This is a genomic window from Nostoc sp. (genome assembly GCF_036917155.1).
Lineage (GTDB): Bacteria > Cyanobacteriota > Cyanobacteriia > Cyanobacteriales > Nostocaceae > Nostoc.
Genome location: NZ_JBALDZ010000211.1, coordinates 12,547 through 34,964, shown reverse-complemented (window position 1 = coordinate 34,964; position 22,418 = coordinate 12,547). Strand labels below are relative to the sequence as shown.

The 22,418-nt window shown below is 43.1% G+C and carries 16 protein-coding genes and 1 pseudogene; 13 read left to right on the top strand and 4 right to left on the bottom strand.

Annotated features, from left to right (window positions below; translation table 11 throughout):
* Nucleotides 1-235: 235 nt before the first annotated feature.
* Complete coding sequence (locus V7K67_RS27465) at nt 236-1,273, bottom strand: threonine aldolase family protein (RefSeq protein WP_334729763.1); 1,038 nt, start codon at nt 1,271-1,273, stop codon at nt 236-238.
* A 732-nt stretch (nt 1,274-2,005) separates the two neighbouring features.
* On the opposite strand from V7K67_RS27465, the gene V7K67_RS27460 reads away from it, so the two are divergent.
* The 4 genes from V7K67_RS27460 (at nt 2,006) to V7K67_RS27445 (ending at nt 9,640) form a co-directional block, all read left to right on the top strand.
* Complete coding sequence (locus V7K67_RS27460) at nt 2,006-2,788, top strand: ABC transporter ATP-binding protein (protein ID WP_334706477.1); 783 nt, start codon at nt 2,006-2,008, stop codon at nt 2,786-2,788.
* A gap of 129 nt (nt 2,789-2,917) precedes the next feature.
* On the top strand, nt 2,918-4,384 hold the full coding sequence (locus V7K67_RS27455; RefSeq protein WP_334729760.1) for an MlaD family protein: 1,467 nt from the start codon (nt 2,918-2,920) through the stop codon (nt 4,382-4,384).
* A gap of 972 nt (nt 4,385-5,356) precedes the next feature.
* A complete protein-coding gene (nifJ, locus tag V7K67_RS27450) occupies nt 5,357-9,004 on the top strand; it encodes a pyruvate:ferredoxin (flavodoxin) oxidoreductase (protein ID WP_335169265.1) in 3,648 nt (1,215 codons plus the stop codon).
* A 324-nt stretch (nt 9,005-9,328) separates the two neighbouring features.
* Nucleotides 9,329-9,640, top strand: coding sequence for a hypothetical protein (locus V7K67_RS27445; protein ID WP_334729758.1), 312 nt, complete (start codon nt 9,329-9,331; stop codon nt 9,638-9,640).
* A gap of 104 nt (nt 9,641-9,744) precedes the next feature.
* Here V7K67_RS27445 and V7K67_RS27440 read toward each other — a convergent pair whose 3' ends face one another.
* Nucleotides 9,745-12,036 carry an amylo-alpha-1,6-glucosidase gene (locus V7K67_RS27440; protein ID WP_334729757.1) on the bottom strand — a complete coding sequence of 764 codons (2,292 nt, stop codon included), beginning with the start codon at nt 12,034-12,036 and terminating at the stop codon, nt 9,745-9,747.
* Nucleotides 12,037-13,003: 967 nt separating this feature from the next.
* Here V7K67_RS27440 and V7K67_RS27435 point away from each other — a divergent pair.
* From V7K67_RS27435 to trpE, 3 genes are all read left to right on the top strand, one after another.
* Nucleotides 13,004-15,013 carry a DICT sensory domain-containing protein gene (locus V7K67_RS27435; protein ID WP_334729756.1) on the top strand — a complete coding sequence of 670 codons (2,010 nt, stop codon included), beginning with the start codon at nt 13,004-13,006 and terminating at the stop codon, nt 15,011-15,013.
* A 213-nt stretch (nt 15,014-15,226) separates the two neighbouring features.
* On the top strand, nt 15,227-15,646 hold the full coding sequence (locus V7K67_RS27430; RefSeq protein ID WP_334706484.1) for a photosystem I reaction center subunit II PsaD: 420 nt from the start codon (nt 15,227-15,229) through the stop codon (nt 15,644-15,646).
* A 138-nt stretch (nt 15,647-15,784) separates the two neighbouring features.
* Nucleotides 15,785-17,314, top strand: a complete 1,530-nt coding sequence (trpE, locus tag V7K67_RS27425; RefSeq protein WP_334729762.1) for an anthranilate synthase component I — start codon at nt 15,785-15,787, stop codon at nt 17,312-17,314.
* Between the two features lie 574 nt (nt 17,315-17,888).
* Here trpE and V7K67_RS27420 read toward each other — a convergent pair.
* Entirely contained in the window at nt 17,889-18,128 is a 240-nt protein-coding gene (locus tag V7K67_RS27420) for a hypothetical protein (RefSeq protein ID WP_334706486.1), read from the bottom strand.
* A 65-nt stretch (nt 18,129-18,193) separates the two neighbouring features.
* Nucleotides 18,194-18,406, bottom strand: coding sequence for a high light inducible protein (locus tag V7K67_RS27415; protein WP_334729755.1), 213 nt, complete (start codon nt 18,404-18,406; stop codon nt 18,194-18,196).
* Between the two features lie 550 nt (nt 18,407-18,956).
* Between V7K67_RS27415 and V7K67_RS27410 the strand changes: the two genes are divergently transcribed.
* From V7K67_RS27410 to V7K67_RS27385, 6 genes and pseudogenes are all read left to right on the top strand, one after another.
* A complete protein-coding gene (locus V7K67_RS27410) occupies nt 18,957-19,919 on the top strand; it encodes an orange carotenoid protein N-terminal domain-containing protein (RefSeq protein ID WP_334706488.1) in 963 nt (320 codons plus the stop codon).
* Nucleotides 19,920-20,081: 162 nt separating this feature from the next.
* Nucleotides 20,082-20,327: a UPF0175 family protein gene (locus tag V7K67_RS27405; protein ID WP_334706489.1), complete on the top strand. Its 246-nt coding sequence runs from the start codon at nt 20,082-20,084 to the stop codon at nt 20,325-20,327.
* The gene (locus V7K67_RS27400; RefSeq protein ID WP_335169267.1) at nt 20,324-20,887 is read left to right on the top strand and encodes a DUF3368 domain-containing protein; all 564 of its coding nucleotides are present in this window, start codon (nt 20,324-20,326) and stop codon (nt 20,885-20,887) included. Before V7K67_RS27405 ends, V7K67_RS27400 begins: the two co-directional genes overlap by 4 nt.
* Before the next feature lie 377 nt (nt 20,888-21,264).
* A complete protein-coding gene (locus tag V7K67_RS27395; protein WP_334731992.1) occupies nt 21,265-21,594 on the top strand; it encodes a DUF433 domain-containing protein in 330 nt (109 codons plus the stop codon).
* 3 nt (nt 21,595-21,597) lie between these two features.
* Nucleotides 21,598-21,747: pseudogene (locus V7K67_RS27390) on the top strand (DUF5615 family PIN-like protein); the annotation flags it as partial.
* A gap of 76 nt (nt 21,748-21,823) precedes the next feature.
* Nucleotides 21,824-22,411 (top strand): Uma2 family endonuclease, encoded by a 588-nt coding sequence (locus tag V7K67_RS27385; RefSeq protein ID WP_334731991.1) that lies wholly within the window; start codon nt 21,824-21,826, stop codon nt 22,409-22,411.
* Nucleotides 22,412-22,418 lie beyond the last annotated feature (7 nt).

Genomic DNA, 22,418 nt, shown 5'->3' with positions numbered 1-22,418 from the left:
AATTTAGGGGCTTTAAACCCTGTATTCGGGGCTAATTTTTTTTCTGTTCCCTGTTAAGAGTTCCCTGTTCCCGCCCCGAAGGGGCTTGGTAAAAATCTTGAGATTATTGAGTAGTGTTTCAAGAACATTACTCAATACGGTTCAGTTAATAAAGATTGTAGGTTGGGTGAAGCAAAGTGCAACCCAACAAAGCTATGAAAATGTTGGGTTTCGTTCCTTAGTTATTCACCCTCACTTACTTAGCTGCATTTTTAATATCACCAATCAATTCATCAATCCTTGATTGAGTAGTGTTCCAAGAACACATAAAACGTACTCCTCCCACACCAATAAATGTGTAAAACTGCCAATTCTTGGCTTTTAAACTGTGAATGACTTCTTCAGGTAATTTCACAAATACGGCATTGGCTTCTCTAGGAAACATCAAATTAACGCCTTCTATGTTTAATAGTTGATTTTCTAAATATTCAGCAGATTGATTAGCATGTCTAGCATTTTTTAGCCAAGCACCAGTTTCTAATAAACCCAACCAGGGAGCAGAAATAAACCGCATTTTTGAGGCTAACTGACCTGCTTGCTTGCATCGATAATCAAAATCCTCTGCTAGCGCTTTATTGAAGAAGAGAATCGCTTCACCTAATGCCATTCCATTCTTTGTACCACAAAAACACAATACATCCACTCCAGCTTTCCAGGTAATTTCAGCAGGACTTCTATTCATAGCGGCAACCGCATTTGCAAAACGAGCGCCATCCATGTGAATCTTTAAGTTATATTTATTCGCAACTTCTTTAATGCTTAAAAGTTCTTCAATAGAATATAAAGTTCCTAATTCAGTTGCTTGTGTAATGCTAATAACTTTAGGTTTTGGATAATGAATATCAGTACGTTTAGTAACAATTGACTCTATAGACTCTGATGTTAATTTGCCATATTTACCTTGAGCTAGTAGCAGTTTAGAGCCATTAGAAGCAAATTCAGGTGCGCCACATTCATCTGTTTCTATGTGAGATGTCTCATGACAAATGACGCTGTGATATGACTGACAAAGAGCAGCTAAAGATAAAGAATTTGCGGCTGTACCGTTAAAGGTAAAAAATACTTCACAATCAATTTCAAAGAGTTTCCGAAAATAATCTGATGCTTTTTGAGTCCATTCATCATTTCCATAAGCTGGAACACTACCTTGATTTGCCCTAATCATATATTCTAGTGCTTCAGGACAAATACCAGAGGAATTATCACTTGCGAACTGTTCTAGTTGGCTACTCATAATTTCAACGTTTTATTTCTAACAGCAATTATTACAATAATAATGAATAATTTAGACTTTGCCAACTCTAATATTGACGTCAATTCTATTAAACTCTCATTTTATATAATCAATCTGACAAATACACTATTTTAGATTTTAAATTGGGAATTTCTTCTGTATATCCTTTATGTCAATCTAGTTTAATATACTCTCTTTTGAGCCTGAGATTTAAATAAATAAATTTAGTTAGCAGTAATTATTTTTATAGCTATATTTAATCATTTATAAAAACTGTGGAAACACATATTTTGACTTACTTGAAGAATTTAGAAGACTAGATATATTAATACAAAATTAAGATTTATTCAATTTTTAATTTTTAATTGGAGCATACCCCTTTGGGGATCTTGCTAGGCGCGGCATCTCGTAGAGAAGCGACTTGACTTTGCTGATGTCTATAGAAAACTGGAATCTTATTTTCACATCACTGAGACGTTTAATTACTACGGTGTATTTGTCAGCCTTGTGTTGAGCTATTTTGTGACGTTAAACATCACTAATAACTAAATATTATGCTAAAAAAATAAAGTTTGCTAATCAGAATGCTAATCATGTACTTATAATGTAAGATACAAAGCCCTACCAATAACTATGACATCAGTATTGTGCAGATTTGTCCTTTCTTAGTTCTCAGTAGTCATTTGTTTATTTTCTACTGACCAATGACCAATGACCAATGACTAATAACTAATGAGTGAACCATTGATTGAACTGAAAGGTGTTTCTAAGTCCTTTGGTAGCCATAAAGTTCTAGATAATGTAGACTTGACCATTTACCGAGGAGAAGCACTGGGGATTATTGGCCCATCGGGGACTGGAAAATCAACAATTTTACGGGTAATGGCGGGGTTACTTAGTCCCGATGAAGGAGAAATTTATGTCCAAGGGGTGCGGCGAGACGGTTTGATTGAGGATGGTGGCCAGGAGGTTGGCATTGGTATGGTGTTTCAGCAGGCGGCGCTATTTGATTCGCTAACGGTGGAGGAGAATGTAGGATTTCTACTTTATCAAAATTCCAAGTTGCGGCGATCGCGCATCCGAGATTTGGTAGAAGAAAAACTGGAGATGGTAGGTTTGCCAGCAATAGGCCACCTTTACCCAGCCGAACTTTCTGGGGGAATGCGAAAACGGGTAAGTTTTGCCCGTGCAATTATGTCTAACCCCGATAGTCCCGCCGAAGGGCCAGAAGTTCTACTGTACGACGAACCAACAGCCGGACTCGATCCCATTGCCTCAACAGTAATCGAAGATTTAATCCGCCATTTGCAATGTTTACATGGAGTTTGTAGTACTTATGCCGTTGTTACCCACCAAGATAGTACTATCCGCCGTACAGCTGATAGACTTATATTTCTCTATGAAGGTAGAGTGCAGTGGCAGGGTACAGTTAGTGAAATATACAACACAGACAATCCTTTGATCAAACAATTTATCAGTGGAAGTGTTCAAGGCCCGATTAAAGTCGCCGGCTAGAAACTTAAAAGTGAAAAGTGAGGAGTAATAAGTGAGGAGTGAGGAGTGAGAAGTGAGAAGTTAAATTCAACTCCTAACTCCTAAATCCTAAATCCTAATTAGTTGTTGGTTGTTGGTGGAGGCAAAAAAATGCGAGGTCTTATGACAAGCCGCTTCGCTTCTGTGCGAACATTTAGAGAAGGTTCTGTAGGGTTACTACTCCTGCTAGGACTAGGGGTATTTGGATTACTCTTCCTGTGGTTAAATAGATTTACTGCTGCTGGCCGTTCATACAAAGTTATTGTAGAATTTGCCAACGCTGGCGGAATGCAAAAGGGAGCAGCAGTCCGCTATCGTGGCGTTAAGGTAGGAACTATTTCTCAGGTTCGACCAGGGCCAAATGCCATTGATGTAGAGATTGAAATTGCCCAAACTGACCTAGTTATCCCCCAGAATGTAGTGGTGGAAGCTAATCAAAGCGGATTAATTAGTGAAAGTATTATCGACATCACACCAAAAGCAACCTTACCTGCTGGGGTTGTGCTTGCTAAACCCCTAGATAAAAATTGTGATAACAGTCTCATAGTTTGTAATGGCTCTCGGTTAAAAGGTCAGGTTGGCATCAGTGTTGATCAACTAATTCGCAGTTCAACTGACCTCGCTGCTGCATACAATAACCCAAAATTTTATAGAAATGTCAATCGGGTTCTAGAAAGTACCACAGGTGCAGCATCCAGTTTTACAGAATTAAGCCAGGATCTCCGAGGTTTGACCAAAAGCTTACGAGAACAACTTACTATTTTTTCAGCCACGGCTAATTCAGTGCAACGGGCGACAAACCAACTTAATACATCCGCCAATCAAACAGTAAATAAATTCGGTGCAACTGCAACTCAAGCTAATCATTTGCTGAAGAACCTAGATAATTTGTTGACAACAAATCGTTCGACGTTGGTTGGTGCTTTGAACAATATTACCGAAACCAGCAACCAACTGCGTGTTACAGTCAGTAGCTTATCACCATCTGTCAATCGATTGACTCAAGGAGAATTACTCAACAATTTAGAAACTCTTTCAGCAAATGCAGCCCAAGCCTCAGCTAATTTACGCGATGCTTCTAAAACCTTAAACGATCCCAAAAATACGGTGTTGCTGCAACAAACTTTAGATTCAGCACGAGTAACCTTTGAAAATACCCAAAAAATTACATCTGATTTAGATGAATTGACAGGAGATCCTACTTTCCGCAAAAATCTGTTGCAATTGGTGAATGGTCTAAGTCATTTAGTATCTTCTACACAACAGATGCAGCAACAAGTACAAGTTGCTACTACTCTAGATTCGGTAAAAGCTGCGGTGAACAAACCAAATAATCTAATTCCTACCCCAGCACCAATCCAACAGGGGATGTCTAATGACAAGTCGCTACCCGTCTACGTAATTAATCCCTCACCGACTAATTTTGCAAGTAGTGACATCAACCTTCAACCAACTCCCAGTCCGTCTATCCCTAACTCATCCCAAGAAGACCTGTTGAAGCAGCTGCGGGAGTATGGCAAGCAACGGGAACAACTGGAGACGGGGAAAGAGGAAATACAGGTTGACAATTTTAAGTAAGATATTTTACTTTAAAATGAGTGTGTTGAAGCTAATCGACACCACTCGCTAGAACCTTGAAAACCGCATAACTTCATTAACTGGTGTCGATTGTTTGCACAGTAAGGGTTTCAGGCTGCAAAATCCATTACTTATTGAGAATTAGTTGATGGTTATTGACAATTTACAAAGTGGTGTCGATTTGGGTATCTCAAACCCTTGCTCAGTAAGGTTTCCAGAAGGTAACTCTTTACATAACCACTTCCCCTAACGGGGATGGAAACGCTTCTTTCAGCTTTTCTTCGTTTCCGATTCTAACCTTTACATAACCACCTCCCCTAACGGGGATCGAAATGAAACAGAAGCCCCAATACTGTTCGGTTAAGGCAAGAGACGCGATAAATCGCCGTCTCTACAATAATCATTCCTTTGTAGAGACGGCGATTTATCGCGTCTTTGGAATTTAGAATTTTAATCAAAAAACCTTAACCGAACCGTATTGACAGAAGCCCGACCCTATACCCCACAAAAAAGAATCAATTAACTGAAAGCCTTATCTAATAAGTGCTTTGGCTATTGAGTACATTATTAATAGATATTAATAGATACGGTATTTCGGATGAGATACTAATACATGAAGTATTTATTTAAAGTTAATTAAAGAGCCAAAAGCCATCAATAAATTATCATTTGAACAAGGGTAAATCCTACTGATAACTCTTTGACTTTAAAATTTTAATGCACTGAATCCCTAACTCTGGCTATTTCTACAGAAGTTTGTCATTCAGTGAAGGACAAAACTTACAAAGCTAGATCAGGAGCAATTACTAATTCGTAATTCGTAATTAAGAGGGTCAGAAGCTCACACTGATTGAACTAAAAATTATGTTAGCGAGTTTGCAAGCGTCATTATAAATTACAAATTACTTTGATGACTGACTCCTGAATTCTGCTCTTCTATTCACACTGAGAGGCGGGGACAAAAATCAAATTATGAACAAAACCTTTGCAACTATCGACGGGAATGAAGCTGTTGCCCGTGTTGCTTACAAACTAAATGAAGTGATTGCCATTTATCCCATCACCCCCTCTTCAGCGATGGGTGAATGGGCAGATGCTTGGTCAGCAGAAGGTCGTCCCAATCTCTGGGGTACTATTCCCAGCGTCGTGCAAATGCAGAGCGAAGGTGGAGCGGCTGGTGCTGTACATGGGGCATTGCAAACAGGTTCCCTAAGTACCACCTTCACCGCATCTCAGGGATTATTGTTGATGATCCCTAACTTCTATAAAATTGCTGGTGAACTAACTAGCGCTGTAGTTCACGTTGCGGCTCGTTCTTTGGCTACCCATGCTCTATCAATTTTTGGCGACCATAGCGATGTGATGGCAGCTCGTGCTACTGGTTTCGCGCTGCTGTGTTCGGCTTCGGTGCAAGAAAGTCAAGATTTTGCTCTCATAGCTCATGCTGCTACCCTAGAGACGCGAGTCTCGTTTATGCACTTCTTTGACGGTTTCCGCACTTCACATGAAGTACAGAAAGTCAAATTGCTTTCAGATGGAGATTTGCGATCGCTCATCCACGATCATCTCATACTTGCCCACCGTAGCCGTGCCCTCACCCCAGATCGTCCAGTCTTGCGGGGAACTGCCCAAAACCCTGATGTCTACTTCCAAGGACGAGAAAGTGCTAACCCTTACTACAACGCTTGTCCAGAAATTGTCCAGCGGATCATGGATGAATTTGGAGAACGCACGGGAAGGCATTATAAAATTTATGAATATTACGGTGCAAAGGATGCCGATCGCGTGATTGTTCTCATGGGTTCAGGCTGTGAAACCGTCCATGAAACAGTAGATTACCTAAACGCCCGTGGTGAAAAACTTGGTGTAGTCAAAGTGCGACTTTACCGCCCCTTTGATGTCCAGAGGTTTGTTGCAGTATTACCAACTAGTGTAAAAGCGATCGCAGTTCTCGACCGCACCAAAGAAGCAGGTAGTGCTGGTGAGCCTTTGTATTTAGATATTGTGGCTGCTATTCATGAAGCGTGGGGAGATAAGAGAGCAGGGGAAGATGAGGGAGCAGGGGGAGATGAGGAAGTAATGGGAGCAACATCCCCCTCATCCCCCAAAATCATCGGTGGTCGTTACGGTCTTTCTTCCAAAGAATTTACGCCGGCAATGGTGAAGGGCATTTTTGACAATCTTGCCCAAGCTAAACCAAAAAATCACTTTACTATCGGAATTAATGACGACGTTAGTCATACTTCTCTCAGCTTTGACCCCAAATTCTCCACAGAATCGGATAATGTTGTCAGAGCAATGTTTTATGGATTAGGTGCGGATGGCACAGTTGGTGCTAACAAAAACTCCATCAAGATTATTGGTGAAGAAACCGACAACTATGCCCAAGGCTACTTTGTCTTTGACTCCAAAAAATCCGGCTCAATGACCGTCTCTCACCTCCGCTTCGGTAAAGAGCCAATTCGCTCTACTTACCTAATTGACCAAGCCAACTTTATTGGTTGTCATCACTGGGGATTTCTGGAACGCATAGATATTTTGAAAGCTGCTATTCCTGGGGCGACTTTGCTGCTTAATAGTCCATACAATGCAGATACCGTCTGGGAATATCTGCCGCTGGAGGTGAAGCAACAAATTATTGACAAGCATTTGAAGTTATACACAATCAATGCTAGCCAGGTTGCCCGTGAAAGTGGCATGGGTGGACGTATTAACACCATTATGCAGGTATGCTTCTTTGCCTTAGCTGGTGTCTTACCCCAAGAAGAAGCAATCGCTAAAATCAAACAAGCCATTGAAAAGACTTACGGAAAAAAAGGCGCAGAAGTTGTCCGCATGAACTTGCAAGCTGTAGACAACACCTTAGACAACTTACATAAAGTAGATGTCCCCCAAACAATTCTCACTCCTAACTCCTCACTCCTAACTCCTCACTCCTCACTTAATTCCGCTCCCGAATTTGTGCGAGAAGTTCTGGGCAAAATCATGATTTGGGAAGGTGATGATTTACCTGTCAGCACACTACCTGTTGATGGCACTTTTCCCGTCGGTACTGCCAAATGGGAAAAACGTAATGTTGCTGAAGAGATACCTGTGTGGGAGCCGGATGTTTGCGTACAATGTGGTAAGTGCGTCATGGTTTGTCCCCACAGTGCCATCCGTGCCAAAGCTTATCAAGCTGATGAGTTAGTCAATGCACCAGGAACCTTCAAATCAACTAGTGCAAAAGATAAAGACTTTGCTAATCAAAAATTTACCATTCAAGTTGCCCCAGAAGATTGCACAGGATGCACTATTTGTGTAAATGTTTGCCCTGCTAAAAATAAATCTGAGCCATCGCTGAAAGCAATTAACATGGCACAGCAGTTGCCTTTACAAGAACAAGAGCGGAAAAATTGGGATTTCTTTTTGAGTTTACCCAATCCTGATAGGCGATCGCTAAAATTAAACCAGATTCGCCAACAACAACTGCAAGAACCATTATTTGAATTCTCTGGTGCTTGTGCAGGTTGTGGTGAAACACCTTATTTAAAATTATTAACACAACTGTTTGGCGATCGCGCCGTCATCGCCAATGCTACAGGTTGTTCTTCAATCTATGGTGGCAATCTCCCCACAACACCCTGGACAACCAACGCCCAAGGACGCGGCCCCGCATGGTCTAATAATCTATTTGAGGACAATGCCGAATTTGGTTTTGGTTTCCGTCTCTCCCTTGACAAACAAGCCGAGTTTGCAGCCGAATTGTTGCAACAATTGGGAAGTGGGGAATTGGGAATACCTCACGAGTTGGTACAGTCTATTCTCAATGCCAAACAAAACACTGAGGCTGATATTTGGGAACAACGAGAACGGGTAGCGCTGTTGAAACAAAAGCTAGATGAACTGTTAGACCACTCCCATACCCAATCCCCCATGCCCCATGCCCAAATTCAAAATCTCAAATCTCTTGCAGACTACTTAGTGAAAAAAAGCGTCTGGATTGTTGGTGGTGACGGTTGGGCTTATGATATCGATTTTGGCGGTATCGATCATGTGATTGCTAGTGGTCGGAATGTCAATATTTTGGTAATGGATACAGAAGTGTATTCTAATACAGGCGGACAATCTTCCAAAGCTACGCCAAAAGCCGCAGTTGCTAAATATGCCGCCAGTGGTAAGCCCGCACCAAAAAAAGACTTAGGAATGATTGCCATGACCTACGGAAATGTCTACGTAGCGAGTGTAGCCCTTGGTGCGAGAGATGAACATACCCTCAAGGCATTTCTGGAAGCAGAGGCTTATGATGGGCCATCACTGATTATTGCTTACAGCCATTGCATCGCCCACGGCATTAATATGACCACAGGAATGAATCATCAGAAAACTCTGGTAGAATCAGGTCGTTGGTTGCTGTATCGGCATAATCCAGAGTTGCTCAAACAGGGTAAAAATCCCTTGCAATTGGATATGCGATCGCCTACGCAATCTGTAGAACATTCGATGTATCAAGAAAATCGCTTCAAGATGCTGACCAAGAGCAAACCCGACGTTGCCAAGCACTTATTAGAACAAGCCCAAGCTGAGGTAGATGCCCGTTGGCAGATGTACCAATACTTGGCAAAGCGCGACACTCTCTGAACGTCAGCCCTAGTTTTAGTGATAAACATCGCGATTTTCGTTACTAAGTAAGTCGGCACAAAAAAACCAAACTATGACTTAGACCGCTATGTATATAAGCTGGCGGCACGCACTGCATCAATAAGTTCAGATGGATATGGCGATCGCACTTTAACAGATGAGATGCTATAAACTTCCCGTTATTCCAGCAGTCTAAAAATACAGTCATTGCATACTACTGTAAACTTATCGGATTAATGTACAGTATTGGCAACTCTAATCGATTCGGTGAGCTTGTAGAGATTTTGCTCCCACCATATCAGCATCAAGATCAGGTAAAAAACTATGGCCAGACCGCAAATTGGAAAGTACTCAATATCCAGGCGTGATTTACTTTACAGTTTTTATGGCTTATTGTCTTTTACTGCCTTAGTCAGTTGTGGAACAAACAACGGCAGCACAGGCAATAGCAGTGCAAATAACAGCAGTACAACCTTGAGTACTAATGCCAACAATAAAGGCAGTACCAAGCTCATTCGACTTGGCTACCAAGTTTCCGGGGATCTAACCCACGAAAAAGGCACGATCGAAAAACGGTTGGCTCCTCAAGGAATAGGGAGTAGGAAATTAATTCCCTACTCCCAACTCGCTTTCTAAGTACAATATCTCATTAATTCTCTGCGTGCCTCTGCGCTTACCTCTGTGCCCCTCTGCGTTTAAATTTCAACCCTCAATTCGCCACGATTTTACGCAAAGCTTTACTAAGCTTCAATAACTACCCGTAAATTGCCCCGTTTTTTCGCAACGCGACAAGCAGTCGTAGTCCCAGAACGCTCGAATTCCAAATCGAGGATAGTGGGGCCGACTCGCAAATTATGAAATGACAGGCGATTAATCGATTCTGGCAAAGCGGGGTCGATGATTCGCAAGCAGTTATTTTGAGCATCAGGCACCAAGTTGACCATCATTTGCAGTAGTTGGAAAATACTACCGGTAGCCCAAGCTTGGGGAGTGCAGGCAACTGGATACTGCACAGGGGTATTATCACCGTTCCGCTCGTAGCCACAGAAGAGTTCTGGAGGACGTTGGTAGGGTTGTTGCTCAGTCATATCAAATAAACCTTGGAATATTTCTAAGGCTTGATCGATAAGACCGAGCGATCGCAATCCCATTGCAATCAGAGCGTTATCATGGGGCCAAACCGAACCAGTGTGATAACCCATTGGATTGTAAGCGGGTGACAAACTACTCAGAGTCCGAATTCCCCAACCATTAAACATATCTGGTGCCCGCAACCGTTCTGCTACACTATGAGCCTTTTCGTGTGTGAAAAGTCCCAAATGTAGACAATGACCGGGGTTTGAGGTAATACTATCTACTGGCTTGCCATCTCCATCCAAAGCCAGAGCGCAGAAATCCTGATTTTCCACCCAAAAATCTCGATTAAAACGAACCTTAAGATTTCTGGCCTCTTCTTGCCAACGATCTGCCAAATCAAGCCGCTTCTTCATCCTAGCTATTTCAGCTAGGCGCATTTTTGCGGCATAGACGTAAGCTTGCACCTCAGAGAGGGAAATTGGCCCATTGGCTAATTCTCCCTTGTGGTCTACAATACAATCGCCAGAATCTTTCCAACCTTGGTTAACAAGACCGCGTTTGGATTTACGGAAGTAACTGAGGTAGCTGGTTTCTTTGCTATTGCGATCGATCCACTCCATTGCTGCGAGAGCATTGGGCCAAAGTTGCTCTAGGAGTTCTTGATCGTGAGTCCAAGCGTAATGTTCGGCGTAGAGCATCAGCCATAAGGGAGTCGCATCAACTGTACCGTAGTAGGGCGTATGGGGAATTTCTTGACAACGAGCCATTTCTCCCAAACGTAACTCGTGCAAAATCTTACCCGGTTCTTCTTCCCGCCATTCGTCATCGATTTTCCCTTGGTATGTCGCCAGTAATATCAGGGTTTCCTTGGCAATTTCCGAGTTTAACATCAGAGTTTGAGAAGCTGTAACCAGCGAATCTCGCCCAAATAGTGTTGAAAACCACGGCACTCCGGCGGAAACAGTCTTATACTTCCCAAAAGACTGGCGCAACAAATACATATCTTGTTCAGCCCGCTCAATCACTCGATTGAAGGTGCTTTTATCTGAGCTAATGCGGGTAATTTGTTGTACCCAGTTTTGCTCCTCCATCAACTCAGCAGCTTTCGCCTGTCCTAAGGTAGTAGCGGCGCTGACGGTTGAACTAGACTGGTTGTTTTTCAACATATTCACTCGGTAGCCCAGCTTTTGAGTTTCGTGAGAAGCCAACTCTAGCTGCCAAACCGCAGTGTAACCCTTGAAAGAGTCTGGTTGTCGATGCTGGAATAGAATCCGGGATTCCATCACCGAGCCATCCAGACCTTGATAGGCGAGGGTTAAGGATTCTTCCCTAAAGGCTGATGGCTCTTTAGCTACAGGCGCAACACCATCGACCTGAGAAAATGTTCCTTCCTCAGTCGTTGGTTCTACTAGGCGTAAAAGCCGGCCTCGTTTTTCTCTGTCATAGCCCCGGACTTCAAATAAATCAACAAAATCTGCATCAAAGCTGATGCTTAGTTCAAAACTGACAGTGGTTGTGCTGTAGTTAGATACTTCTATTTCTTCAAACAGTGCGCCATTCAGCACAATTTCTCGGCGAATTCCGATAGTCTCGGCTTTCAGGCGTTCGTCGATTCTGGGGGTAGTACACAAAACTGAGAGTGAAAACCCTTTCTCAGCAGTACTACTGAGAAGTACAGGCGATCGCCCTTCAATTTGCAACTCCAAGCGATTGAGAAATCTCGTATCACAACAAAACAATCCCATACTAGGATTGCCATCGTTGAGGGAACAGCCAGAAATATTCCCGATAGTATCTGTGACAAAAAATAAATCATCATCTTTAACCGTCAGTGTCGGTTGCGATCTTTCAGCCACAACACAAGGCCACTCCGGGATAGGTAATTGTTCGGCAGGAATAAAAGTTTTTCCATCCAGGAAAATTTTTTCCGGGGTCATGAGTGTATCCGGTGTCATTAGTCAAAGTTCCGTGTATGGGTCTATTTTTGAGTAGAAGTCTCTTACCCAAGAGGCAAAGGGGCAGAGGGGAAAGAAGAAATACCCTCTTGCTTTGAGACAGAGCAACTAAATTTATTTAGATCGAAAAAAGAAAGATTTGTGTCGAGATACACAGTGCAAACAAATAACAGCGTATCCTGGAGAGACACAAGGGGTGGAAGTCCAGTCAGTTATCTCACTCTGCTTTTACAGCCTTTTTCAAGTAATTGAACTATAGCGTTTTCTAATCATATAAAGTACATCATAGCCCTCTCCTCGTTTGCGCTACGGTGTACACACAAGTCTGGAGTAGTTTACAAATCTGGTTTTTACCCCACCCTAACCCTCCCCTTTACAAGGGGAGGGAACTGGATTTCCGGCTTCCCCCCAATACATCGGGGGGATTGAGGGGGGTAATTTGACTTGTGTGTACGCCGTAGCCTCGTTTGCGGGGAGGGGGTTTTTGTACCTCTACTCAGGCGAGAACTGCCATATACTACTCCTCACTCCCTAATTCCCCGTCTTAGTCGTGGACTATGCAATCAATGATCCTTAAAACCATACAATAATTAGTATTTTAGTATCATAGCTTCTGAAAGATTTTGCCTATGCAGGCACATAGCAAAGTTGGTCAAGAATGTATATTGGGCGTAGTAGTAGTCTGTCAATAAATAATTGATGGATAAATCCCCTGTAGAGACGGCGATTTATCGCGTCTCTCTAACCGTCAAAATGAATTTGACAGACTAGTAGGTTGTCAATCAACCAATTAAGTTGTATGTACCCCTCCTAGTTGGTAACGAAGTGTTGCGCCTGCTTTGGCGAAAAGCGCTTTTTAGCGTTCTTTACATATTGCAACTGTCTATTTAACTTGAGAGTCCCTTGGAATTTGTACAATGCAGCTGTGACGTGGATCTGATCGAGGTTGAGCGTTTAACAATAATTCATGAGCATTTCGACTTCTGTGCTGAGTGATCTGCTAAAGTCCCTACCCTACTTGCGGCCCCAGCTATATTTTAAGGCTTCATTAACGGCGCTCTCCCACGCGATGGAAGATCAAGTTTTGGCTGGGACTTTAGTCCAACCCCTTGTAATTGCTAGTTTTCAGCGAGAGCGATTCTACCGCCAAGAAGCTCATCGCTACCAGCGACTTGCCTTGCGGAGTAATCAAATATATGTATTATCTGCTCCAGAAACGGATTTCACCAACAGTTCGGAACACTACGAAAAAGTGGCTTTTGAGCCAACGGATGGCTTAAGTCACGAGTGGCATTTGGTAGTGATTGCTGACAATTACGCTACTTGTCTGGTTTGCCGGGAAAACCTTAGTTCTATTGCCAAAAACAAGCAGCTACCAGAACTAAGCCCTAATCTGGATATCGACACAGCGCGAAGATTTGAGGGAATTTGGACATCGGAAAGGGGAGCTAGCCTCAAAGCAGCCGAATTGCTGTTAGACAGAATTTTGGTTTACAGACCAGAACTAGTAAGTAAAATTGAGGAGGCACGTCAGAGGTTTGGCATCGGGCAGCCACGAAACTACTCTGGAGCAGAACAGGTTAATGAATATGCCTGTGACATTGATACAGATCCCTTTGTGCAGCGCTTGGTAACTTATTTGCAAGCTAGTCAGTACAAATTGCACAAAGCCTACCGTTCCATTGCTGCCCAAGCACGAAAAGAGCGATTAGTCAACTCAATTAGTACTGCCATTCGGCGATCGCTCGATCCTCACGAAGTTCTCCAGGTGGCGGCACAAGAATTAGGACAACACCTAGAAGCTTGTCGCTGTTTAATTTACCGCGCTCAAGCCACAGATCGCCAAGCCATAATTGAACACGAGTTTTTGACTGCTGGTGTTTTATCTGTGTCTGGGCAAACCTGGGAGTTAGAGAAAAATTCCCTATTTCGGGACATCGTGGAACAAGGTGAAGGCGTTTGTGTGAGCGATACGTTAAGCGATCCTCGCGTTACCAAATCGCCAGGACTTTCCACGATCGCTAAAAAGTTTGCCATTCGTTCTTGGTTGATGGAACCAGTATTTTATCAGGGGCGATTATTGGGCATTGTGGAGTTACATTACTGCCGAATGCCACCGCATGAGTGCCAACCAGGGGAATTGGATTTGGTAGAAGCGATCGCTACCCAAGTCGGAGCCGCTCTCATTCAAGCGGAAGCTTACGCTAACCTAGAAGAACTTAACCAACAGCTAGAAGCCCTAGACCGCACCCGCAGCAACCTTATAGCGATCACTGGACATGAACTGCGTACCCCCCTATCTACAATTCAAGTCTGCCTAGAAAGTCTTGCTAGTGAGCCGGATATGCCCTTGGAGTTGCAGCAGATCATGCTCAACACTGCTCTTTCCGACTCAGAGCGGATGCGAAAACTGGTACAAGATTTTCTCACACTTTCCAACCTGGAAAGCGGTCGAGTGCAATGGCATCCAGAATCACTCAGCTTACAAGAGTGTATAGATTTATCACTCAGCCGAAATCGCACGCGTTCCTCAACGGAAAAGCCGCCTCAAATTAAAACTCAAATTGCCGAAAACCTACCTCTGGTTAGAGCCGATGGTGATTGGCTAGTAGAAGTACTGGCAAAACTCATGGACAATGCTTGTAAATTTACACCACCCCAAGGAGAAATCACCATTAAAGCGATTTACAACAGTCGTCAAATGGTCGAGGTAACTGTGGCTGACACTGGGCGCGGCATTGAACCGAATCGTTTAGAAATAGTTTTTGACCGCTTTTATCAGGAAGAGGGAGCGCTGCGCCGTACCACTGGCGGCACTGGACTTGGTTTAGCAATTTGCCGTCAAATTGTTAATGGCTGGGGTGGAGAAATTTGGGCAGAGTCAACTGGCAAAGACCAGGGTAGTCAGTTTCACTTCACCATCCCGATTGTTCAGAATAGCCAAGAGGAAAAGCGGACAAAAGTTAAGAGTAGATAGGAATGGGGCATGGGGAATGGGGCATTGGGGAGCCAGTGCGTTGGGCGGGCAATGCCCGACTTGAAGCAACTGGCGTCATGGGTATTAATTTTTAACAAATGACAAAGGACTAATGACTAATGACTAAAAACTGTTACAGTCTATAACGCGATCGCAATATGATCGTGGTTGCGGTGTTAGGATTCCCTAAAAACGTTGAGAGAATCAGACTCTATGACAGAAAAACTCTCTGGACAAACCCCGCTATTTGCTGGCAGCACTGGTGGCTTGCTCAGAAAAGCGGAAGTGGAAGAAAAGTACGCTATCACTTGGACTAGCCCGAAAGAGCAAGTATTTGAATTACCTACAGGTGGTGCTGCTACTGCTCGGAAAGGCGAAAACCTGCTGTATTTAGCCCGCAAAGAACAAGGCATCGCTTTAGGTGGTCAACTCCGCAAACTCAAAATCACAGACTACAAAATTTATCGGATTTTGCCCAGCGGAGAAACTACTTTAATTCACCCAGCCGATGGTGTCTTCCCTGAAAAGGTGAATGCAGGTCGTGAAAAAGTGCGTTATGTACCTCGCAGCATTGGGCAAAACCCCAATCCAGCACAACTCAAGTTCAGTGGTAAAGCTACCCACGACGCATAGGGACTAGGCATTGGGGAGCAGAGGAGCAGAGGAGCAGGGGGAAGTTACAGCAAGTCTTTCCCCTCTGCCCCCCATCCCCTCTGCCTCTTGTGCCCCATGCCCAATGCCCCATGCCCAATGCCCCATCCTAAACAATTTATGGTATTTCCCGATTTCTCCGAATTTTCTCAGCTAGCTCTACAAGGCAACTTCGTCCCGGTATATCAAGAATGGGTAGCGGATTTAGATACGCCCGTATCTGCTTGGTATAAAGTCTGTGCAGGTCAGCCCTATAGCTTTTTGTTGGAATCCATAGAAGGCGGAGAAAAGCTGGGGCGCTATAGTTTAGTGGGTTGCGATCCGGTGTGGGTTTTGGAAGCCAGGGGCGATCGCACCACCCAGAAAAACCGCGACGGTTCGCAGGTGGTTTTTGCAGGCGACCCTTTTACAGCTTTAGCCGAATGTTTAGCACCTTATCATCCAGTGAAATTACCACAGCTACCGCCAGGAATTGGCGGTTTGTTTGGGTTTTGGGGCTATGAATTGATTAACTGGATTGAGCCGCGTGTGCCCATTTATCCACAAGATGAGCGAAATATCCCTGATGGGTTGTGGATGCAGGTAGACCACCTATTGATTTTTGACCAGGTGAAGCGGAAAATTTGGGCGATCGCTTATGCTGATTTACGTGACCCGAATGTAGATTTACAGGCAGCATATCAACAAGCGAGCGATCGCGTCACCCAAATGCTCGAAAAGCTGTCTCTACCCCTATCGCCGGAAAAAACTAAATTAGAATGGAAACCGCCAGGGAGTAGAGAGGCAGAGGAGCAGGGGAGCGGGGAAGCAGAGGAGTATAAGAGTAATTTTACCCGCCCTGATTTTTGTGCCAGCGTCCAAAAGGCGAAAGATCATATTCAAGCAGGCGATATTTTCCAAGTAGTAATTTCTCAGCGACTATCAACAACATACACAGGCGACCCCTTTGCCCTTTACCGTTCTCTACGCCAGATAAATCCTTCGCCTTACATGGCTTACTTTAACTTCCAAGATTGGCAAATCATCGGTTCCAGCCCCGAAGTGATGGTGAAAGCCGAAATAGATTTAGATGGTGGAGTCATAGCAACGGTACGGCCAATTGCTGGCACACGTCCACGGGGCAAAACCACGAAGGAAGATGCAGCATTTGCTGAGGATTTACTACAAGACCCCAAGGAAGTTGCTGAACACGTCATGCTTGTGGATTTAGGGCGGAATGATTTGGGGCGTGTTTGTCAAAGTGGTAGCGTCAAAGTCGATGAATTAATGGTAGTTGAGCGCTACTCCCATGTGATGCACATTGTCAGCAATGTTGTGGGTAAATTAGCAGTTGGTAAAACAGCATGGGATTTACTGAAAGCTTCCTTCCCAGCAGGTACGGTCAGCGGCGCACCCAAGATTAGGGCGATGGAAATTATTCATGAATTAGAGTCTAGTCGCCGGGGCGTTTATTCCGGTGTGTATGGATATTACGATTTTGAAGGACAATTAAATACTGCGATCGCAATTCGTACAATGGTGGTGCATGATAATACGGTAAGCGTACAAGCTGGAGCGGGTTTGGTGGCTGACTCTGAGCCAGAGAAAGAATATGAAGAGACGCTAAATAAAGCTAGAGGTCTATTAGAGGCGATTCGTTCGTTGCGTTGAACTGGGCATTGGGCATTGGGCAAAACAGTTCCGAGTTCCGAGTGCTGAGTAAAGAAATGAGATTCCCCACTCAGCACTCAGCACTCTTGAGGGGCATTGAAAAGAGGCAGAGGAGCGGGGGGGGAAACTCTTCTCCCTTGCTTCTCCCTCATCTCCCTCATCTCCCCAATCCCTTCTAGCACCTATATATTTACCTTCGCATACAATTAATTGCACACTGGTTTTTGTTATTCAATTGTAAAACTGGACTTGATATAAGTACAGTGACAGTTCGATCTGCTGTATGAGAATCCAGTCCAGACTTTAAAAGTTGATATATCAATAATCTTCTATTTTGAATTACATAGGTTTTACTTTGAACTGCAAGATGTTTGGAAACAATTTGTGCTACTTCTAAACCCACGTATCCACAATACCGTGACAAATTAGGAAGCTTTATAAATCCAATTAACATCGAACTTTTTCCAAGGCTAAACAGAGTTTTATAGAGTTATTAAAAAGTGTAAAGAAGTCCTGGTATCCAAATCCAAGACCTCCGTTAAATTTACCACACACTAGTAATGAACAAACTTGTTCATCCCAATTGGCTAAAGTATGTTGCCCAAAGAATTCCAGTTACTCCAATGGCAATTAAAAGGTTAGTGAAAAATCTGCCGAACTCAATTTCTTGTCCTAGTCCCTTATCGTCTTGACCTGCTGTAAAAAACAATGACCAAGCTTGATTTGCATTGATAGTCTCAAAGTTGTTGAAATCAGGTCTAAAAACAACCGGTCCAATTAAATCCTTTTTAGGATAATCAAAATCAGTTTTCATAAGTTTGCCTCTAAATTGGTTTATTCGTCAAGTGAAGAAAATTCATAAATCTCAAAATGTCTTCCCTAAAGGCTGGTTAGCCATCCAACCAAACCGTGTCCGGTGAGAACTTCTAAAGCAATGAGTGAGACAAAGCCAATCATTGCCAAACGACCATTGAGTTTTTCGGCATATTTGGTAAAGCCTGCTCGTGGGGTTTCATCAACATAAACCTTTGGTTCGATCGCAAATCTGTTAAGTTGACCTCGTTCGTTAATGGTAAAACCTTTACTTGTCATCTTTTATTCTTTGTTTATGTCATTCCATGAACTAATATTAATGATTGTAAATATTTTTTGCAACCACTTGACTTGGTAATAGAAGTAGTGAGAGCCGTACAAAGTAAGTACGGTATTTCAGATTTGTACGAGAAGCGATCGCTTTTGGAAGTGAATACACACAAAAGCACCAATTACGTTTAATTTTACTTAAATAAAAATTATCATTTATATAAGCAGAAATTATCAATATATAACTGAGAAAGTATTGCTTATTTGTAACGGACTTGTTATGTTTCTTTACATAAAGATACAAAAGCAACATCAATGGGTTAAACCACCGTTAATCAAGGCTTTCTAACTATGCAGTTGAGCCTGCAATGTGCTTTGCCGAGTATCTAAACTCAACGGCAACAACATCGCTATGCATTTAGTACAGCTATGTCTACGATGGGCTGTTCACTGATGCAAAAACTGCTGAGTGCCTTGATTAACAGCTAAATGCCTTATCTTTGCACATTTGATTTTTCACATTCGGTAGAACTGTAATTTTCTTTTGGGAATTTCTGCTATGTCTTTTACCATCCAGTCTGCTCAAAGTATTTTTCCCGGCACCCTAACTGCTGACGTTGTTCCAACCGTTGTTGAATCATTCTCTAAGCTCAATGCTGAAGATCAACTAGCATTACTTTGGTTTGCCTATACCGAGATGGGTAGAAGTATTACCGTTGCTGCTCCTGGGGCAGCTAACATGATCCTCGCACAAGGCTTACTTGAACAAATTAAGCAGATGCCTTTTGAGGCTCAAACACAAGTCATGTACGATTTGGCTAACCGTGCTGACACTCCTCTCTGTCGTTCCTATGCATCCTTCACCGTAAACATCAAATTGGGCTTCTGGTATCAGTTAGGAGAATGGATGGCCCAGGGAATCGTTGCTCCAATCCCAGAAGGTTACAAGCTTTCTGCCAAAGCTGCTGATGTGTTGCAAGCCATCCGCAGTGCAGATTCCGGTCAACAAATCACAATCCTACGCAATACCGTAATTAGCATGGGATTTGACCCGAACGCTCCTGGTAGTTACAAAAAAGTCTCGGAGCCTGTGTCTCCTCCGACTGCACCAGCGTTTCGGACTAAAGTCACCATTGAGGGCATCAACAATACTACGGTGTTGGGCTATATCAACAACATGAATGCCAATGACTTTGATGCTGCGGTTTCTCTGTTTCGTTCTGAAGGTGCTTTGCAACCTCCCTTTGAAAGACCCATTGTTGGTCAGGACGCAATTCGCGCCTATATGCGTGAAGAATGCCAGGGATTGAAGATGATCCCAGAGCGCGGTGTATCTGAGCCTGTGGAAGATGGCTATACCCAAGTTAAAGTCACAGGTAAAGTCCAAACCCCTTGGTTCGGTGCCAGCGTGGGGATGAATATTGCATGGCGGTTTTTGCTAGACCCCCAAGGCAAAATCTTCTTTGTCGCGATTGACTTGCTGGCTTCTCCAAAAGAACTGCTGAACCTAGTACGTAAATAGAGGGCTAGATTAGTGCTTAAGCGTGGATGAGTGAGGCATTTTGCCACGCTTAAGCAAAAGAAACTGATAACGGCTTCTTTTGCGATCGCAATGAATAATATCTGTTGAAAGCTTCGGTTTAGCTTATCCTAAATCTAGAGGCGTTAATGAACTAATAAGACTATGAGTATTGTCATCTCAGATAAAGTCTTACAGACAATTCAGATGTCTGACACAGAATTGCTTCAGGAAATTGCAATCATGCTCTTTGAACAAGAGCGTTTTACACTGGGACAGGCAAGTAATTTTGCTCTGATGAATCAACTTGAGTTTCAGAGGTTACTCGCTAGTCGCAAAATTTCTCTGCACTACGATATAGCTGAACTAAGGGAGGATGTAAAAAGTTTGGCAGCTAATGATTGGCGATGATTGTTGTCAGCAATACATCACCTATCAGCAACCTCGCTGCTATTGGACAGTTAGCTCTGTTGCAGCAACTCTATGGTCAGGTGATTATTCCATCGGCAGTTTATCAGGAAATTCTTGACTCTGGTGCCACAGATCCAGGTACACTAGCAATTAAAGCTCTAAATTGGATTCAAACTATACCAGTTACAAATCTTGTTCTACTTCAGACTTTACAAATTAACTTAGATCCGGGTGAAGCTGAAGCGATCGCCCTTGCTGTCGAGTTAAATGCTGATCGGCTGATTATCGATGAACGAAGAGGTAGAAATGAGGCAATTCAAGCTGGTTTGCGAATCACTGGACTACTGGGCATTTTGCTAGCAGCTAAACAGCAAGGGTTTGTGCCGCAGGTGCAGCAGATATTAGATGATTTGATTGCTAACGGCTTTTGGATTCGTGAACAAATACTCTATTTTTTAAATCATCTGGAATCTGACGCTTTACATAACTCAATCTATCTTTATCCTCATCAAAATCAATCAGTAAAGCAATCATTCTGTGTGGATATTGTCGCATTGTAGAGGCATAATCATTCGTGAATGTATCCACAACATTTTGCCAACCACGAGCTTCTGGTAGGACTTGGATAGCACGACTATTGAGGCTTATATCCAGAATAAATTCGTTTGCAATCTGACGATTAGCATCGTCTTCAGGCAACACCAGAATGTGCGGTTTATGCTTATTGATGCTCATAGTTCTATATCGCCACGAATCAAGGCATCTACAACCCACATTCCGCACTTCAATTTGAAGTGCGGAATGTGGGCTGTAATATTTAGGCTATTTCTACAACCAAAACTGGCGATCGCCTTCCACTGTACCTGCGGTAAGGTGTGCTAACGCGCTATAACCAGTTCGCTACAATCAAGTTAATTCCTAAGCACCCCTGTTCTGCATGACTCGCCAAGAACTTGAACATCAGCTTCTCAATCTATCGCTTGCCGACAAAGCAGAGATTATTCAAAGCTTAACCAAAAACCTTAGCATGAGCGGTAAAGGAATCACTAAAACCCCTGGTGTGTGTGGTGGGGAAGCGTGTATTGCCGGAACCCGAATTGCCGTTTGGCTTTTAGTTGAAGCACAACAGCTGGGCATCCGTGAAGCCCAACTTTTGCAGGACTATCCTCATATCACCGCTGCCGATCTCGTTAATGCTTGGGCGTATGCTGATGCCCATCCCGAAGAAATTGCCGCCGTAATTCGCGCTAATAACGAGGTTGCCTAGCCGATGGCGCGTCTGTATGCCGATGAACAGTTTCCACGGTTAGTCAGCGAACTACTTCGGACAATGGGACATGATGTTTTGACAGTACAGGAAGCTGGCAATGATAACTTGGGTATCCCCGATGAGGATGTGTTAGCCTTTGCCGTGAAAAATATAGTCCCAAGCAAGTTAGAAAGAAATAAAATTTACCACACCACTAAACTAGAAAGTAAGATGTCGGGATAAGTCTATGAACGCTACTACAATCGCCTTACCTTCTATCCTCAAATTAAAAATTGATTTGACTGACGATCAATTTTTCCAAATGTGTCAACAAAACCGCGATTATAGATTTGAGCGCACAGCATCAGGGGAATTATTAATTATGCCACCTACAGGTAGTGATACTGGCAGACGTAATGTTAAAATTACCACTCAATTGGATATTTGGAACTCTGATACTAATTTAGGCGAAGTTTTTGACTCTTCAACTGGTTTCATCCTACCCAATGGTGCAGAACGTTCTCCCGATGCTTCTTGGATAAAAATTGAGCGTTGGAATGCTTTAACCCCAGAACAACAAGAAAAATTTGCTCCGATTTGTCCTGATTTTGTAGTAGAGTTACGTTCTCCTAGTGATTCTCTAAAAGATTTGCAGGAGAAAATGCAAGAGTATATTGAAAATGGCGCTCAATTAGGCTGGTTAATCGACCGCAAAAACAAGCGAGTAGAAATTTATCGTCCAGGCGAAGATGTGGAAATATTAAACAATCCTACTAGTTTATCAGGGGAAAATGTCTTACCTGGATTTGTATTAAATTTACAGCAGATTATGTAGCTTTCTT